The 15165-nt window shown below is 71.6% G+C and carries 15 protein-coding genes; 6 read left to right on the forward strand and 9 right to left on the reverse strand.

Annotated features, from left to right (window positions below):
• Positions 1-24: 24 nt before the first annotated feature.
• The gene (locus tag GXP74_RS30040; RefSeq protein WP_182454361.1) at positions 25-1116 is read right to left on the reverse strand and encodes a prephenate dehydrogenase; all 1092 of its coding nucleotides are present in this window, start codon (positions 1114-1116) and stop codon (positions 25-27) included.
• A gap of 329 nt (positions 1117-1445) precedes the next feature.
• On the reverse strand, positions 1446-2402 hold the full coding sequence (locus GXP74_RS30045) for a DMT family transporter (RefSeq protein WP_182454362.1): 957 nt from the start codon (positions 2400-2402) through the stop codon (positions 1446-1448).
• Between GXP74_RS30045 and GXP74_RS30050 the strand changes: the two genes are divergently transcribed.
• Positions 2401-3852 carry a PLP-dependent aminotransferase family protein gene (locus tag GXP74_RS30050; protein WP_182454363.1) on the forward strand — a complete coding sequence of 484 codons (1452 nt, stop codon included), beginning with the start codon at positions 2401-2403 and terminating at the stop codon, positions 3850-3852. The two genes, GXP74_RS30045 and GXP74_RS30050, sit on opposite strands and share 2 nt — an antisense overlap.
• Before the next feature lie 234 nt (positions 3853-4086).
• On the forward strand, positions 4087-6063 hold the full coding sequence (locus GXP74_RS30055; protein ID WP_225448302.1) for a glycosyl hydrolase family 18 protein: 1977 nt from the start codon (positions 4087-4089) through the stop codon (positions 6061-6063).
• Between the two features lie 141 nt (positions 6064-6204).
• Here GXP74_RS30055 and GXP74_RS30060 read toward each other — a convergent pair whose 3' ends face one another.
• Together GXP74_RS30060 and GXP74_RS30065 are read right to left on the reverse strand one after the other, a co-directional pair.
• The gene (locus tag GXP74_RS30060) at positions 6205-6423 is read right to left on the reverse strand and encodes a DUF397 domain-containing protein (protein ID WP_225448303.1); all 219 of its coding nucleotides are present in this window, start codon (positions 6421-6423) and stop codon (positions 6205-6207) included.
• Positions 6416-7273 (reverse strand): helix-turn-helix transcriptional regulator, encoded by an 858-nt coding sequence (locus GXP74_RS30065; RefSeq protein ID WP_182454364.1) that lies wholly within the window; start codon positions 7271-7273, stop codon positions 6416-6418. Before GXP74_RS30065 ends, GXP74_RS30060 begins: the two co-directional genes overlap by 8 nt.
• Before the next feature lie 278 nt (positions 7274-7551).
• Here GXP74_RS30065 and GXP74_RS30070 point away from each other — a divergent pair, with 278 nt between their 5' ends.
• Positions 7552-7689, forward strand: a complete 138-nt coding sequence (locus tag GXP74_RS30070; RefSeq protein WP_182454365.1) for a hypothetical protein — start codon at positions 7552-7554, stop codon at positions 7687-7689.
• Positions 7690-7767: 78 nt separating this feature from the next.
• Entirely contained in the window at positions 7768-8901 is a 1134-nt protein-coding gene (locus GXP74_RS30075) for a methyltransferase domain-containing protein (RefSeq protein WP_182454366.1), read from the forward strand.
• 86 nt (positions 8902-8987) lie between these two features.
• On the opposite strand, the gene GXP74_RS30080 is transcribed toward GXP74_RS30075, so the two are convergent.
• Positions 8988-9566 carry a TetR/AcrR family transcriptional regulator gene (locus GXP74_RS30080; RefSeq protein WP_182454367.1) on the reverse strand — a complete coding sequence of 193 codons (579 nt, stop codon included), beginning with the start codon at positions 9564-9566 and terminating at the stop codon, positions 8988-8990.
• Between the two features lie 91 nt (positions 9567-9657).
• Between GXP74_RS30080 and GXP74_RS30085 the strand changes: the two genes are divergently transcribed.
• Positions 9658-10104: a DUF1772 domain-containing protein gene (locus GXP74_RS30085; RefSeq protein WP_182454368.1), complete on the forward strand. Its 447-nt coding sequence runs from the start codon at positions 9658-9660 to the stop codon at positions 10102-10104.
• Between the two features lie 37 nt (positions 10105-10141).
• On the opposite strand, the gene GXP74_RS30090 is transcribed toward GXP74_RS30085, so the two are convergent.
• Positions 10142-11260, reverse strand: coding sequence for a Xaa-Pro peptidase family protein (locus GXP74_RS30090; protein ID WP_182454369.1), 1119 nt, complete (start codon positions 11258-11260; stop codon positions 10142-10144).
• 158 nt (positions 11261-11418) lie between these two features.
• Between GXP74_RS30090 and GXP74_RS30095 the strand changes: the two genes are divergently transcribed.
• The gene (locus tag GXP74_RS30095) at positions 11419-11760 is read left to right on the forward strand and encodes a DUF952 domain-containing protein (RefSeq protein WP_182454370.1); all 342 of its coding nucleotides are present in this window, start codon (positions 11419-11421) and stop codon (positions 11758-11760) included.
• A 30-nt stretch (positions 11761-11790) separates the two neighbouring features.
• Here GXP74_RS30095 and GXP74_RS30100 read toward each other — a convergent pair whose 3' ends face one another.
• The 3 genes from GXP74_RS30100 to GXP74_RS30110 form a co-directional block, all read right to left on the reverse strand.
• Entirely contained in the window at positions 11791-13284 is a 1494-nt protein-coding gene (locus GXP74_RS30100) for a DHA2 family efflux MFS transporter permease subunit (RefSeq protein WP_182454371.1), read from the reverse strand.
• Between the two features lie 97 nt (positions 13285-13381).
• The gene (locus tag GXP74_RS30105; protein ID WP_182456735.1) at positions 13382-13954 is read right to left on the reverse strand and encodes a TetR/AcrR family transcriptional regulator; all 573 of its coding nucleotides are present in this window, start codon (positions 13952-13954) and stop codon (positions 13382-13384) included.
• A 16-nt stretch (positions 13955-13970) separates the two neighbouring features.
• Complete coding sequence (locus GXP74_RS30110) at positions 13971-15119, reverse strand: pseudouridine synthase (RefSeq protein ID WP_182454372.1); 1149 nt, start codon at positions 15117-15119, stop codon at positions 13971-13973.
• Positions 15120-15165 lie beyond the last annotated feature (46 nt).

Below are 15165 nucleotides of genomic sequence, written 5' to 3' on the forward strand. Positions count from 1 at the left end.
TGGCGGCAGGGGTCACCACCAAGGTTACCGGTCCGTGCGGACCCCCCAGCCCCGATCCCGCAGCGCCTGTGTCAGCAGCGGCGCGGCCTGGGGCGCGACCATCAGCTGGACCAGCCCGGCCTGCTGGCCGGTGGAGTGCTCGATCAGCACGTCCTCGATGTTGACCCCGGCCCGCCCGGCTTCGGCGAACAGCCGCGCCAGCTCGCCCGGCTGGTCGCCGATGCGGACGGCCACCGTCTCGTACCGGGTGGGCGGCGCGCCGTGCTTGCCGGGGATCCGGGCCCGGCCCGCGTTGCCGCGCCGCAGCACGTCCCCGACCGCGTCCGCGCCCTCGCGGCGCTTGCCCTCGTCGGCGGCCTCCAGCGAGCGCAGCCCGGCGACGGCACCGTCGAGGTCGGCCGCCAGCTCCTCCAGGATGTCGGCGACCACCCCGGCGTTGGCGCTCAGGATCTCCACCCACATCCGCGGGTTCGACCCGGCGATCCGGGTGGTGTCCCGGATCCCCGGACCGGCCAGCCGGACGGCGTTCTCCTCGGCGTGCTCCAGCCGGGCGGCGACCAGGCTGGACAGCAGCTGGGGGGCGTGCGAGACCAGCGCGACCGCGCGGTCGTGCGCGGCGGCGTCCATCACCACCGGTACGCCCCCGCACAGCGCGACCAGCTCCAGCGCGGCGTTCAGGGTGTCGGTGGAGGTGTCCGGGGTGGGTGTGAGCACCCAGGTACGCCCCTCGAACAGGTCGGCCCGGGCCGCCAGCGGGCCGGTGCGCTCGGCCCCGGCCATCGGGTGGCTGCCGATGAAGCGGGTGGTGTCGCAGCCCAGCGCGGCGATGTCGGCGCGCGGTCCGGACTTCACGCTGGCGACGTCGGTGTAGTCGCGGGCCAGGCCCTGCCGCTGGCAGTCGGCGAGCACCGTGGCGATCAGCGGGGGCGGGACCGCGATCACCGCCAGGTCCACCGGGCCCTCCGGGTCGTCGGTGGTGCCCGCCCCGAGCGAGGCGGCGGTGCGGGCGGCGTCGGGGTCGGCGTCCCGCAGGTGCACGGTTATTCCGCGCGCGGTCAGGGCTAGCGCGGCGGAGGTGCCGATCAGACCGGTACCGATGACGGCGGCGGTGCGCATGGCGGGCTACGTCCTTTGCTGAGGCATCCGCGTGACGGGCGTCCTGACGGGCGCGTCCTGACGGGGGCGTCCTGACGGCGACGTCCGCCGGGCGGGCACCCGCGCTGACCGGGGCGTCCGTGTGTCGGAGCGTCCCGCCCATAATCCCGCATGTTTCGGTGCGCATTCGCATGTTTTCCGTTTCGCACCCGCGCGTCCGGACCGCGCGGCGGCCGCGCCCGCGGATCGGGCCGGGGCGCAGGCCGACCCGATCAGCGCGGTGGACGCGGCGCCCCCCGCGCGGCGCCGTGCCCCCCGACCACCCTAACCAGCCCGCCCACCTGCTGGAATCAGCCATCCGCCGATTGAGACGCGGCCACCGGCAGCGGCCCCACCGTCCGCACCGGGGCCGCCCGGCCCGCGCGCTGGGTCACCGCGATGCAGCCGAGCACCGCCACCGCCGCCAGCAGCAGCACCGGGGTCAGCCGTTCGCCCAGCAGCAGCGCCGACCAGCCGAGCGTGAGCAGCGGCTGGGCCAGCTGCAACTGGCTGGCCCGGGGCACCCCGATCGCGGCCATCCCCCGGTACCAGAGCACGAAACCGCCGAACTGCGAGGCCGCCGCCACGTAGACCAGCCCGGTCAGCGCCTTGGCGGTGGCGTGGGCGGGCTCGGTGGCCAGCGCCGGGAGCGCGATCGCGGCGGAGACCGGCATCGCCAGCACCACCGCCCAGCCGATCACCTGCCACCCGGGCAGTTCCTTCGCCAGTCGCCCGCCCTCGGCGTAGCCGACCGCGCAGACCGCGAGCCCGGCGAGCAGGCAGAGGTCGGCGGCGGTCGGCCGCCCGTGGTTCTGCAGCAGCGCGAAGCCGACCACCACGGCCGCGCCCGCCAGCGCCGCCGCCCAGAACCGGCGCGGCGGCCGGGCCCCGGTCAGCAGCGCCGACACCGCCGCCGTGACCAGCGGCAGTACGCCGGTGACCACGGCGGTGTGCGCGCTGCTGGAGGTCTGCAACGCGAGCGCGGTCAGCAGCGGGAAGCCGATCACGCAGCCACCGGCCACCACGGCCAGTCCGCGCCAGTGCCGCCGGTCCGGCAGCGACACCCGGGCGCCGAGCAGGCAGGCCAGCGCGCACAGCCCGGCGAGCAGGCCGCGCAGCCCGGTCACCGCCCACGGCCCGAAGCCGCTCAGGGCCCAGTCGGTCGCCGGGAAGCTGAGGGAGAAGAGCAGCACCCCCAGCCCGGCGGTCAGCAGGCCCCCGCTTTCCGCTATCGATGGGATCACAGTAGCGCTATCATGTTCCTTCATGAAACAGAGTAGCAGTGTGGCTGAACTCGTAGGCATGCTGCGATCCGAGCTTGAGCGCTACTCCATCGGCCAGCGGCTGCCGTCCAGCCGGGAGCTGGTGGCCCGGTACCGGGTGAGCCCGGTCACCCTCTCCCGCTCGGTCGCGGTGCTGGCCGCCGAGGGCCTGCTGGACTCCCGCCCGGGCGCGGGGGTGTTCCGGGCCGAGCCCCGGCGTCCGGCGGCCCCGACCGGGGACGTCTCCTGGCAGGAGCTCGCGCTGAGCGCCGACGAGGGGGCGCGCGGCGTGGGCGCCGGCGCCGTGCTGTCCATGCTGGCGCTGCCGGCCGCCGACGTGATCGACCTCAACAACGGCTATCTGCACCCCTCGCTGCAACCCGAGCAGGCGATGGCCGCGGCCCTGGCCCGGGCCGGACGCCGCCCCGGCGTCTGGGGCCGCCCCCCGGCCGAGGGCCTGCCGGACCTGCGCGCCTGGTTCGCCGAGGACGTCAGCGGCGGCGGCTCCACCGGGCAGCCGCTCACCGCCTCCGACGTACTGGTCACCGGCGGCGGCCAGGCCGCGCTGACCACGGCGCTGCGCTCGCTCGCGGCGCCCGGGGCGCCGGTGCTGGTCGAGTCGCCGACCTACCCGGGGGTACTGGCGGTGGCCCGGGCGGCGGGCCTGCGCCCGGTGCCGGTGCCGGTGGACGCGGAGGGGGTGCGCACCGACCTGCTCGCCGACGCCTTCGCGGCCACCGGGGCGCGGGTGTTCGTCTGCCAGCCGCTGTTCCAGAACCCGACCGGCGCGGTGCTCTCGGCCGCCCGCAGGCCGGAGGTGCTGGCCGTCGCCCGCGCCGCCGGGGCCTTCGTGGTCGAGGACGACTTCGCCCGGGGGCTGGTCCACGCGGACGCGCCGGCCCCGCCGCGCCCGCTGGCGGCGGACGACCCGGACGGCGTGGTGGTGCACATCCGCTCGCTGACCAAGACCACCTCGCCCAGTCTGCGGGTGGGCGCGCTCACCGCGCGCGGCCCGGCCTGGGACCGGCTGCGGGCGGCGCAGGTGGTCGACGGCTTCTTCGTCCCGCGCCCGCTCCAGGAGGCGGCACTGGAACTGGTCGTGGCCCCCGCCTGGCGCAGCCACCTGCGCCGGGTGGCCGCCGCACTGGAGCAGCGCCGCCGTGCCATTGTCGGCCAACTCGCCTCCCTTACACCTTTGCTGATGCCCAGTCACATCGGACTCGGCGGGTACCACCTGTGGCTGCGGCTGCCCGAGGGCAGCGACGGCGGGGAACTGGCGGCGGCCGCGCACCGCCTGGGCGTTTCGGTCACCCCCGGCCGCGCCTACTTCGCCGCCGAGTCCCCGGCTCCGCACCTGCGACTGAGCTACTCCGGTACCGCCGGAACCAGCCAACTGGTCGAGGGCGTGGGGCTGTTGCGACGCGCCTGCGCCGAGGTCGGAATCGCGACCGGCTGATGGCAAACCCAAGAGAACCTTAAGACTCCTGACGGTTCGTAACCTGATGCCCTGAAACTCCAACACCCCTTCCATCAGCCATTTTGACGGGACGTCAGGCCGAATTGGTCCAGACCCTTGACGCCGCAGCTGGTCCATACCAATCTCTAAGGTGACGGGTACCTGACTATCGGAGGTCGAACTGTGCCACGTTCCAGACGGATTGGATTGACGCTCACCGGGGCGGTGATTGCCGTGTTCGGACTCGCCACCTCGATGCTCGGCACCACCGCCGGGGCGGCCACGGCCGCTACCAACACCACCGGCGCCGCCCCCACCAGTGGCGGGATCAAGGTCGCCTACTACGACCAGTGGTCGATCTACGCGAACCAGTTCTACCCCAAGGATCTGGACACCGAGGGGATCGCGGGCAAGACCAACTACCTGATCTACGACTTCGAGAACATCGACCCGACCAACCTCACCTGCTTCGAGAACACCAAGGCCACGGACCCCGACCCGGCCGGCGAGAACGACCCGAACGCGGGCGACGGGGCCGAGGACGCCACCGCCGACTACCAGACCGAGTACTCCGCGGCCAACGCGGTCAACGGTGTCGCCGACGTCTACAACCAGCCGATCGCGGGCAACTTCCACCAGCTCCAGGAGCTGAAGGCGAAGTACCCCAACCTGAAGATCCTGCTGTCCATCGGCGGCTGGACCTACTCCAAGTACTTCTCCGACGTCGCGGCCACCGCCGCGTCCCGGCAGAAGTTCGTGTCCTCCTGCATCAGCATGTTCATCGAGGGCAACCTGCCGGTCGAGGGCGGCTTCGGCGGCAACGGAACCGCCAAGGGCATCTTCGACGGCTTCGACATCGACTGGGAGTACCCGGGCACCGCCAACGGGCACCTCGGCAACCACTACTCGGCTGCCGACACGGCCAACTACACGGCGCTGCTCGCTGAGTTCCGCAGCGAGCTGAACACCCAGGGCACGACCGACGGCAAGACCTACGACCTGACCGCGGCCCTGCCGGCCGGCCAGGACAACATCGCGGCGATCCAGACGAACCAGATCGGCCAGTACCTGAACTTCGCCGACCTGATGAGCTACGACATGTACGGCGCCTGGAACGCCACCGGTCCCACTGACGAACAGGACCCCCTGTACGCCAACCCCAACTCGCCGGAGGCGCCGGTAGCGCCTGGGAAGGAGACCTTCAGTATCGACAACGCCGTCCGTGCCTGGACAGTTGGCGATTCGTCCTACGGCATACCCGGCGGCTTCCCGGCCAGCAAGCTGAACCTCGGCCTACCGTTCTACTACCGAGGCTGGACCGGCGTCCCAGCCGGTTCCGATCACGGTCTGTACCAGACCGCGAGTGGAGCGTCGGCCGGGATGACCTACTCCGGTGACGTGCCGGGCGTGGCCATGTACAAGGAGATCAGCAGCACCGTCGCCAACCCGGCGGACCAGTACTGGGACCCGTTGACGGACTCCGCGTACTTCTACGACGGGACGAACTTCTACGGCGGTGAGGACGCCCAGTCGATCCAGGCCAGGGCGGACTACGCGCACTGCAACGGCCTCGGCGGGGTCATGATGTTCTCGCTGTACGACCTGGACCCGGCCACCACGCTGTTCAACGACGCGGTGACCGACTTCAACGGCTCGGCCAGCTCCTGCCCGGCCCCGCCGACGGGCACCCCCACTGCCCCGCCGACGACCGCGCCGCCGACGACCGCTCCGCCCACCACGGCGCCGCCGACCACGGCTCCGCCCACGACCGCTCCGCCGACCACCGCTCCGCCCACCACGGCTCCGCCGACGACCCCCCCGCCGACCACTGGCGCGCTGGTCAACGGTGGCTTCGAGACGGGCAGTCTGAGTCCATGGACCTGCCAGACCGGCAGCGCCGTGGTGACCTCACCGGTGCACTCCGGCAGTTACGCACTCCAGGTAGCTGCGAGTTCCTCCACAACCGGTGAGTGCGATCAGACGCTCGCGTTGAAAGCCAACACCAGTTACACGCTGAGCGGTTGGGTACAGGGCAACTACGCCTACCTCGGCGTCAGCGGCGGTGCCACCGCCAGCACCTGGACCAGCGCCAGCGGTTGGACCCAGCTCAAGGTTCCGTTCACCACCGGCTCCAGCGGTACCGTCACCGTGTACGTCCACGGCTGGTACGGCCAGGGCAACGTCTTCGCCGACGACCTCAGTGTGAACTGATCGGTCGTCAGTAAGCAGCACCCCGCAGGGGCGGCGTTCCGGGCGACCCACCGCCCGGACCGTCCGCCCCTGCGGTCCGTCGCGGCCCCGCCCGGACACCCTGACGGGGCCCGGGCGGGGCCTCGGTGTGGTGCCGGTCGCTCAGATGTGGTCGAAGTCGCCGGCCTTCGCACCGGCCAGGAAGGCACTCGCCTCGGACGGGGTGAAGCAGAGTGCGGGCCCGGTCGGGTTCTTGGAGTCCCGGATGAACACGGCCCCGTCGAGCGAGGCGAGCTCGACACAGTCGTTGTCGTTGCCCGACGCGGCGGCCTTCGTCCAGGCGACGGGCAGGGTGGAGGCGTCGTTGATGAACTTACTCACTGATCTTGTCCCTCTGTTCGGTGATGAAACGGAGCGATGCTTCCAGTGGCATGGCCTCGGCCGTGACCTTCTGGAACGCGCTGGCGTACAGCTCGACTTCGTCCCGGTCCTCGATGTAGCTGGCGTTCAGCAACCCTCCCGTGTGGACCACGTCGAGGTCGTGTCGTTCGGAGAAGCCGAGGACGGTGAAGGACCCCGCCAGGCCCGGGTGCGGCGCCGCCGACGCGGGCATGATCTGGATCTCGACGTTCGGCAGCTGCGACAGGTTCCGCAGGCGATCGAGCTGGTCGCGCATCACTGACGGCTCAGCGAGGCTGACCGACAGCGCGGACTCGTGGATCACGCTCCAGAACTTCGGCGGGTTCGGCTTGGTCAGCACCGACTGACGCGCCATCCGGATCTCGATCTGCGAGTCGACCGGCGTGCCCCGGTCCTCCAGTCGGGTCGCTCCGATGGCGGCCCGCGCGTACGCCGACGTCTGCAGCAGACCGTGGAGCAGGCCCTGTTGGTAGGCGAGGATGCGTGATGCGCCGTCCTCCAGCGTGACCAGGTCCCAGTTGAACTGCGAGAGCCGGTCCCGGTAGGCCAGCCACCAGCCGCGCTGGCCGCCCTCCTTGACCAGGGCGAGCAGCAGTTCCCGACCGTCGCCCTCGAACCCGTAGAAGTCGAGCAGCCGCTCGACGTCGGGGAGCTTCGCGGCGTTCTTGGCGGTCTCCAGCCGGGAGAGCTTGGCCGCGTCTATGCCTGTCCCCTGCTCCACGTCCTCCAGCAGCAGCTTCTTGCTCTCCCGAAGCTTGCGCAGCTCAGCGCCGAGTTGACGTCGGCGGACTGTCGGTACAGGTGCGGCCATCTCTCTTGCCCTCCCGGATGTTCTGTCGTCAGTTTGCCTGCTGGATGGGCTTACGCGCCACTCGCAACCGTGGCCACGCGGACGCCACACAAGCCCAGCATATGCATATTCGCAGATACCGTGACGCAGCTTGCGCACAGGAAGAATGAGGAGCATTCTGACTATGGCGAGAATCATCGACCCATTTGCCTATGCATCGTCAACAGGCGTTTGGTGTATGCGACATGCGACTTGAGCAAGATCTGGATTCGCTCGGACCGATGTGGCAGGAGACCTCCTTGTCCTCCTTGACGCTGAGCGCGGCCGTCCCGCGCGCCGAGCCGCGCCCCGACTGGGCCGGGCTCATACAGGTCACCCGGCGTGTCACCCGAAACGCCGGGAGCATCGACCTCGCCGCCCAGGTGCCCCACCTGTAGGCGCGACCGCAACGGCACACGGCCGGCTCCCGGCCCCGCCGCCCCCTGCTCGGCACCACATCCGAAGAGAGAAGCCACGTGAGCGCCCTCGACACCGCCGGCAACGACCTCAACTCCCCTTTCCTGGATGCCATCCGCTCCGTCCGCCCCGACCTGCCGCAGTACCTGGAGGACGCCATCCGTGCCGTCCCGCGTCACGCCTACCTGCCCGGGGCCGACCTCGACGACGCCTCCGACCCCACCCTGGTCCCCGGCCTGCTCCAGCAACTCGACGTGACGCCCGGTGACACGATCCTGGAGATCGGCGCGGGCACCGGCTACAGCGCCGCGCTGCTCAGTACCCTCTCCGGCGGCGGGAAGGTCGTGACCGTCGGCATCGATCGCGAGATGAGCGACCGGGCTGCCGGGAACCTCGCCGCCAACGGCGTCGCCAACGTGGAGGTCCTCACCGCGGGCGACTCCTGCGGAGACCCCAAGGAACGCGTCTTCGACCGGCTGATCAGCACGGTCGGAGCCTGGGACGTGCTCTCCGCCTGGTGGCGGCAAGTGCGCCCCGGAGGGTGGATGGTGCTGCCGTTGCGCCTCCGGGGAACCACCTGCACCGTCGCCCTGGAGCACTGCGGCACGGACCTGGTCTCCTCCGGCGCCGAACCGTGCGGACCCGTTCCCGTGATGGGCGAGACCGGTGAGCGCTCCGCCGACATCGACCCGTGGGGCCGCGCCCGCCTGTACTGGGACGTTGATCAGGACGTCGACCCCGTCGCCCTGCTGGGCGTCCTCGACAGCGAGCCGATCAGGACCGACACCGGCGTGACCACCGGCCCCGAGGCCTTCGATCGCGTATGGCTGCGCCTGGCCGCCACCGACCCGGCGACCTGCCGGATCGAGGTCACCCCCGAAGGAGTGGAAGCAGGACTGGCCGGGCCGGCTGTCCCAGTCCGCACCGCCTGCCTGGCCGAAGGCAGCAGCGTGGCCTACCTGACCTTCCGTCGCCGCGACGCCGAGGCGCCCACCGGGGAACTCGGCGTCGCCGCCCACGGCCCCGACGCCGCGGCGCTGACACAGCGGCTGACCGCTGTCATCGCCGCCTGGGGCAAGGACCGCACCAACATCCCCGAGTTCACCGTCTACCCGGCCACCACCCCGCTCGCGGAACTACCCCCGGGCAACGTCATCACCAAGCGCGACTCCCACGTCATCATCACCTACTAGGGCGCCTCCCGGGTCGTGGCCGCAGCCGTACCGAAGGCGGACGGCGGGAGTTGAGGGACCCGGCGGGTGGCCTCCGGGACGCTGGGTCAGGCCATGACGAGGCGGTCCACCACCAGCTCCACCCTCCGCTCGGCCTCCGTCGGCGGCAGCCGTCCCGCCCGGGTCAGCGTCGCCAGCCCGTGCAGGGCCGCCCAGAACACCTCGGTGAACAGGCCCGGGTGGACACCCTCCCCGGCGACCTCGCCCAGGTTCTCCAGCAACGCCGCGAAGGCGTCCTTGAGCGGTCCCGGGGTGTCCTCGGCCGCGAACGCCAGGCCGCCGTCGAGTTGGAAAATGGCGTCGTAGACCGCCGGATTGCGCTCGGCGAAGTCGAGGTAGGCGCGGGCGAGGGCGGTGACCCGGGTGCGCGGGCCCTCCGCGGCGGAGGCCGCGGCACGCACCGCCGCGGCCAGCTCGGCCGCGCCTTCGAGGGCGACCGCACCGATGATCTCGCGCTTGCCGCGGAAGTGGCTGTAGAGGACCGGCTGGCTGTACTCGATGCGCTCGGCGAGCCGGCGGGTGGTGACCGCGTCCCAGCCCTGCTGCTCGGCGAGTTCGCGGGCGGTCGCCACGATGAGGCGTTCGCGCTCCGCCCGTTCGCGTTCCTTGCGTTCCTGTACCGACATACAGCGATCCTAGCACCGCTAGACATGCGAGCAGTAGAAGCTCTAGCATTGCCTCATCATCTAGCGGCGCTAGATCCCAGGAGGGGTCATCATGCTCAACGCACTTGAGGTCGTCACCACCGTGGTCGTCGGCGTGATGGTGGGGGTGGAGTTCTCCGTCCTCTTCGTCATCAACCCGATCCTCAACGCCCTCCCCGAGGACAGTCGCCAACTCGGCCACGCCCACGGGGGCCGGATGCTCGGCGCCGTGATGCCGTTCTGGTACATCGGCTCGCTCGTCCTCGCGGCGGTCTGGGCCGTCGCCGGATGGCACCACCACGGCACCGGCCTCGTCGTCACCGCCGGCGCCCTGCTGGTCCTCAGCGTGATCATGTCGATGCTGCTGCTCGTCCCGATCAACAACCGGAACAAGAGCTGGACCCCGGAGAACCGGCCCGAGGACTGGCAGGAGCAGCTGGACCGCTGGCTCCGCTTCCACTACGTCCGCGTCGCCGTCATCATCGCCGCCTTCGCCCTGCTGGTCACCGCCCTCGTCTGACGCCGAGGGCGGCGACCGCGAGGGTCGGGTCCGGTGGCTACGCCAGGACCCGCAGCTCCCGGGAGACCAGGTTCAGCCGGTCGCCGCCGGTCTCGGTGCAGACCGCGATGTCCTCGATCCGCGCGCCGAACTTCCCGGGGAGGTAGATCCCCGGCTCGATCGAGAAGGCCATCCCCGGTTCCAGTGCCAGGTCGGAACCCGCGACGATGTAGGGCTCCTCGTGCGTCTCCAGGCCGATGCCGTGGCCGGTGCGGTGCACGAAGTAGTCGCCGTAGCCCTCGCCCGCGATCAGGTCCCGGCCGATGGCGTCCAGCTGCTCCGAGGTGAGCCCCGGAATCACCGACTCGCACTGCGCCGTCTGGGCGGCCAGCAGCACCCCGTACGCCCGCAGGTACTCGTCCGGGGCCTGGCCGACCACGTAGTTGCGGGTCGAGTCGGAGCAGTAGCCGGACGGCATGGTGCCGCCGATGTCGACCACCACCGGATCCCCGGCCTCGATCACCCGGTCGGAGACCTCGTGGTGCGGGCTGGCGCCGTTCGGCCCGGAGGCGACGATGACGAAGTCCACTGTGGCGTGACCGGCCGCGATGATCGCGTCGGCGATGTCCCGGCCCACCTCGGCCTCGGTCCGGCCCGGCCGCAGCCACTCCGCCATCGACAGGTGCACCGCGTCGATCGCGGTCGCCGCCTCGCTCAGCGCCCGCACCTCGGCGGCGGACTTGCGCATCCGCAGCTCCGCCAGCGCCTGCCCGGCCAGCGCCTGTTCCGCCCCCGGCAGCGCCGCCCGGAACGCGAGCACCTTCTCGGCCCACATGTGGTTGTCCACCCCGACCCGGCGCAGCCCGGACGGCAGCCGCGAGGCCACCAGCGCGTACGGGTCATCGGTCTCCCGCCAGCCGACGATGTCGATCCCCAGGTCCCCGACCGGCGATGCCTCCGCGGCGGGCTTCTCCAGCAGCGGGACGACCAGGAACGGCTCGCCCTCGGCGGGCGCCACCAGACAGGTCAGCCGCTCCAGCGGCAGCGCGTCGTAGCCGGTGAGGTAGCGCAGGTCAGCTCCGGGCGAGACGAGCAGCGCGTCCAGCCCGGCCTCGGCGGCGGCCTTCTGCGCGCGGACCACGCGGTCCGCCGGATACAGGTTCGGATCAAGTGCCATGCCCCCAGTCCACCACTGACGGCGCCCGGACGCAGCCCGTTCGCCGGCGATGAGCCCCGGGGACGTCCGGACCGGTACGCGGAAGTCGGGCGCGGCTGAGGCGGATCAGCTGTGACTGGACGGGTGACCGCGGCCCCGCAATCGGGTACAACGAGTGCATGCTTCTCCACCTGACGACACTCGACGGCTGGCTGGCGCACCCCGACCGCCCCTACGCCACGGCCACGCTGGCGTTGGAGGGGTTCATCCACTGCTCCCCGGACGAGGCGACGGTCCTCACCGTGGCCAACGACCGCTTCTCCCGTACCCCTGGACCGCTGATGGTGCTGCTGATCGAGGAGGACGCGCTGGAGTCCGCGCTCCGCTGGGAGGCGGCGGAGCCCGACGGGCCGCTGTTCCCGCACATCTACGGCCCGGTGAACCGCTCGGCGGTGGCCGGGATGCTGGAGGTGGAGCGCGGCCCGGACGGACGCTGGGCGACGCTCGCGCTCTGGAGCTGACCCGCCGTCCGGGCTCGGGGAACCCCGGGCTCACATGTGCACGGCCGCCGGGGTGTTCGGGTCCTGGGTGACCCGGCCGCGCCGGTAGAGCACGGCGGTGAGCAGCGTGCCCGCCGCGAAGAACCCCGCCGACCACCAGTAGGCGGTGGCGTAGCTGTGCAGCTGCGCCTGCGCCAGCACCGCCGCGGTGGGCCGCTTCCCGCTGATGTAGCTGGTGGCGGCGCTGGCGGCGAGGGTGTTCAGCAGCGCGGTGCCGATGGAGCCGCCGATCTGCTGCATGGTGTTGACCGCCGCCGAGGCGACACCGGCGTCCTGCGGCGCGATCCCGGCGGTGGCCAGGCTCATCGCCGGGGGCATCACCAGGCCGATGCCGAGGCCGGTGAGCACCAGCGCGGGCAGCACGCTGGAGGCGTACCCGCTGCTCAGGCCGAGGCCGGTGAGCCAGGCCATCCCGGCCGCCGCCATCCCCATGCCCAGCGGCACCACCGGCTTGGGGCCGAACCTCGGGATGAGCAGGTTGGTGGAGAGCTGCGCGGTGACCATCAGCGAGCCGATCATCGGCAGGAAGGCCAGGCCGGTGCGGACCGGGGTGTAGCCCATCGACGCCTGGAGGTAGTAGGTCAGGAACAGGAAGACCCCGAACATCCCCGCGCCGGAGATGGCGACCACCAGGAAGGACGCGCCCCGGTTGCGGTCCAGCAGTACCCGCAGCGGCAGCAGCGGGTGCTCGGCGCGGGTCTGCCACCAGGTGAACGCGGCGATCAGCAGCCCGCCCGCCAGCAGGAATCCCCAGGTCAGCGGCGAGGACCAGTGGTGCGTGTCGGCGTTGGAGAAGCCGTAGACCAGGCCGAAGAGTCCGGCGGAGACCAGCAGCGTGCCGGGCAGGTCGAGCTTGGGCCGGTCGGCCGGGGCGCCGCGCCGGAGCAGCAGCAGCCCGCCAACGAAGGCGATCACGGCGAAGACCAGGTTGACGTACAGGGTCCAGCGCCAGCTCAGGTGCTCGGTGAGCAGGCCGCCGAGCAGCAGGCCGATGCCGCCGCCGGTACCGGCGATGGCGCCGAAGATGCCGAAGGCCTTGGCGCGTTCCTTGGCCTCGGTGAAGGTGGTGTTCAGCAGCGACAGGGCGGCGGGCGCGAGCAGCGCGCCGAACATGCCCTGCAGGGCCCGGCCGGTGACCAGGACCTCGAAGTTCCCGGCGGCTCCGGCCAGGGCCGAGGACAGGGCGAACCCGGCGACGCCGACCAGGAACACGATCTTGCGGCCGATCAGGTCGGCCAGGCGTCCGCCGAGCAGCAGCAGGCTGCCGAAGGCGAGCGAGTAGGCGGTGACCACCCACTGCCGGTCGCTGTCGGAGAAGGCCAGGGCCTTCTGCGCGGTCGGCAGGGCGATGTTCACCACGGTGGCGTCGAGCACCACCATCAGCTGGGCGAGGCCGATGACGGCCAGCACCCACCAGCGGTGCGAGGGCGCGGGTTGCGCACCTGGTGCGGCGTCGGCGCGGGCGCCGACTGCGGTCTGGCTCATGGTCACTCTCCGAACGAAACGGTTTCGTACAGAAGCAACCTACGCCGATGCTTAGCGAAACGCAAAAGTTTCGATAACGCGCCCGGCTCCGGAGCGGTCAGCTGTGCAGCAGCGCGGGCAGGATCACCGCGTCTATGTAGCGGATCAGGTACTCCTGGTCCGCGAAGCGCTCCTCCAGGATCTTCCGCGCGGGCAGCGCCCCGAACAGCATGTGCACGAAGAACTCCCGGGCGGCGGCGTCCGGCCGCACCTCGCCCCGGTCCACGGCCCGCTGGAGCAGCGCGTTCAGCACCTCGCGCTCAGGATCGATCAGCATCTCCCGCAGCGCGGCGGCGAGGTCCTCGTGCTGGTGCGCGGCGTGCCCGATGGCGCTCAGGAAGACCGTGTCCTTCTCCGCGCCCGAGCCCACCTGCCGGGCCACCTGGTACAGGTCGCCGCGGAGCGAGCCGGTGTCGATGTGTCCCAGGGTGACCGACGCGGTGTGCCGCATCGCCGCCGCCACCAGCTGCGGCTTGCCCTGCCACTGCCGGTACAGGGTCGCCTTGCTGGAGCGGCTGCGGGCCGCGACGGCGTCCATGGTCATGCCCTCGTAGCCGACCTCGCGGACCAGGTCGATGACCGCCTGGTACAGCTCGGCCTCACGCTCCGAGGTCAGCCGGGTACGGCGCACCGTCGCGGTCACCGGACTACAGCCCGACGGTCTTCATCAGCTGACCGACCTCGGGGTTGGTCAGCCGACGCAGCCAGCCGGACTTCTGGTCGCCGAGCGCGATCGGGCCGAACTGCACCCGCACCAGCTTCTCCACCGGGAAGCCGGACTCCGACAGCAGCCGCCGCACGATGTGCTTGCGACCCTCGTGCAGGCTCACCTCGACCAGGTAGTTCTTGCCGACGTTCTGCACCACCTTGAAGCTGTCCGCGCGGGCCCAGCCGTCCTCCAGCTCGATGCCCTTCGCCAGCTGCTTGCCCAGGTCACGCGGGATCGGCCCCTGGATCGCGGCCAGGTAGGTCTTGATCACGCCGTACTTGGGGTGGGTCAGCCGGTGCGCCAGCTCGCCGTGGTTGGTGAGCAGGATGATGCCCTCGGTCTCGGTGTCCAGCCGTCCCACGTGGAACAGCCGGGTCTCCCGGTTGTTCACGTAGTCGCCGAGGCACTGGCGGCCGTCCGGGTCCTCCATGGTGGCGACCACACCGGCCGGCTTGTTCAGCGCGAAGAACAGGTACGACTGGGTGGCCACGGTCAGGCCGTCGACCTTGATCTCGTCGTGCGCCGGGTCCACCCGCTTGCCCTGCTCGCGCACGAGCTTGCCGTTGACCTCGACCCGGCCCTGGTCGATCAGCTCCTCGCAGGCCCGGCGGCTGCCCATGCCCGCGCGCGCCAGCACCTTCTGCAGCCGCTCGCCCTCGGGCTCGCCGTGGGTCTTCGGCAGCTTCTCCACCGGCTTGTCGTGCCGGATCCGGACCGCGTCCTCGATCTTCGCCTGGAGCTCGCGCGAGCGCACCGGCTTGGCCGGGCCGCGCCGCGCGCCCGCGCCGCCGCCGAGGCCGCCGGGGCGGATCTGACCGACCGAGCGCCCCGGGCTCGGCGTACGCGCCCCACCGAACTCCGGACGGTCGTACTGGCGCTGCTCGGGACGCGGCGCCTCCTTGTCCCACCCGCTGCCGCTGCGGCGCTGGCCGCCCGCGCTGCCGCCGCGCTGGCTCCCGCCGCGCGCGCCACCGCCGCCGCTGCCGCCGCTGTTGCCACGGCCACCGCTGTTGCCGCTGCTGCCGCGACCGCCGGCGCCACCGCCGCTGTTGCCGTTCCTACCGTTACCGCTGTTACCGCTACGCATCAAGAAGTCCGTTGTCGAGTCCGTCGTCGGGGCCGCGTCCCAGGGC

This window comes from Streptacidiphilus sp. P02-A3a (assembly GCF_014084105.1).
Taxonomy (GTDB): domain Bacteria; phylum Actinomycetota; class Actinomycetes; order Streptomycetales; family Streptomycetaceae; genus Streptacidiphilus.

Excerpts from the sequence above, each read along its gene's own strand:
- GXP74_RS30040 (WP_182454361.1), bottom strand. The coding sequence starts at position 1,116 with ATGCGCACCGCCGCCGTCATCGGTACCGGTCTGATCGGCACCTCCGCC.
- GXP74_RS30050 (WP_182454363.1), top strand. The coding sequence starts at position 2,401 with ATGAAACAGAGTAGCAGTGTGGCTGAACTCGTAGGCATGCTGCGATCC.
- GXP74_RS30045 (WP_182454362.1), bottom strand. The coding sequence starts at position 2,402 with ATGAAGGAACATGATAGCGCTACTGTGATCCCATCGATAGCGGAAAGC.
- GXP74_RS30065 (WP_182454364.1), bottom strand. The coding sequence starts at position 7,273 with ATGGCCGCACCTGTACCGACAGTCCGCCGACGTCAACTCGGCGCTGAG.
- GXP74_RS30080 (WP_182454367.1), bottom strand. The coding sequence starts at position 9,566 with ATGTCGGTACAGGAACGCAAGGAACGCGAACGGGCGGAGCGCGAACGC.
- GXP74_RS30085 (WP_182454368.1), top strand. The coding sequence starts at position 9,658 with ATGCTCAACGCACTTGAGGTCGTCACCACCGTGGTCGTCGGCGTGATG.
- GXP74_RS30090 (WP_182454369.1), bottom strand. The coding sequence starts at position 11,260 with ATGGCACTTGATCCGAACCTGTATCCGGCGGACCGCGTGGTCCGCGCG.
- GXP74_RS30095 (WP_182454370.1), top strand. The coding sequence starts at position 11,419 with ATGCTTCTCCACCTGACGACACTCGACGGCTGGCTGGCGCACCCCGAC.
- GXP74_RS30100 (WP_182454371.1), bottom strand. The coding sequence starts at position 13,284 with ATGAGCCAGACCGCAGTCGGCGCCCGCGCCGACGCCGCACCAGGTGCG.
- GXP74_RS30110 (WP_182454372.1), bottom strand. The coding sequence starts at position 15,119 with ATGCGTAGCGGTAACAGCGGTAACGGTAGGAACGGCAACAGCGGCGGT.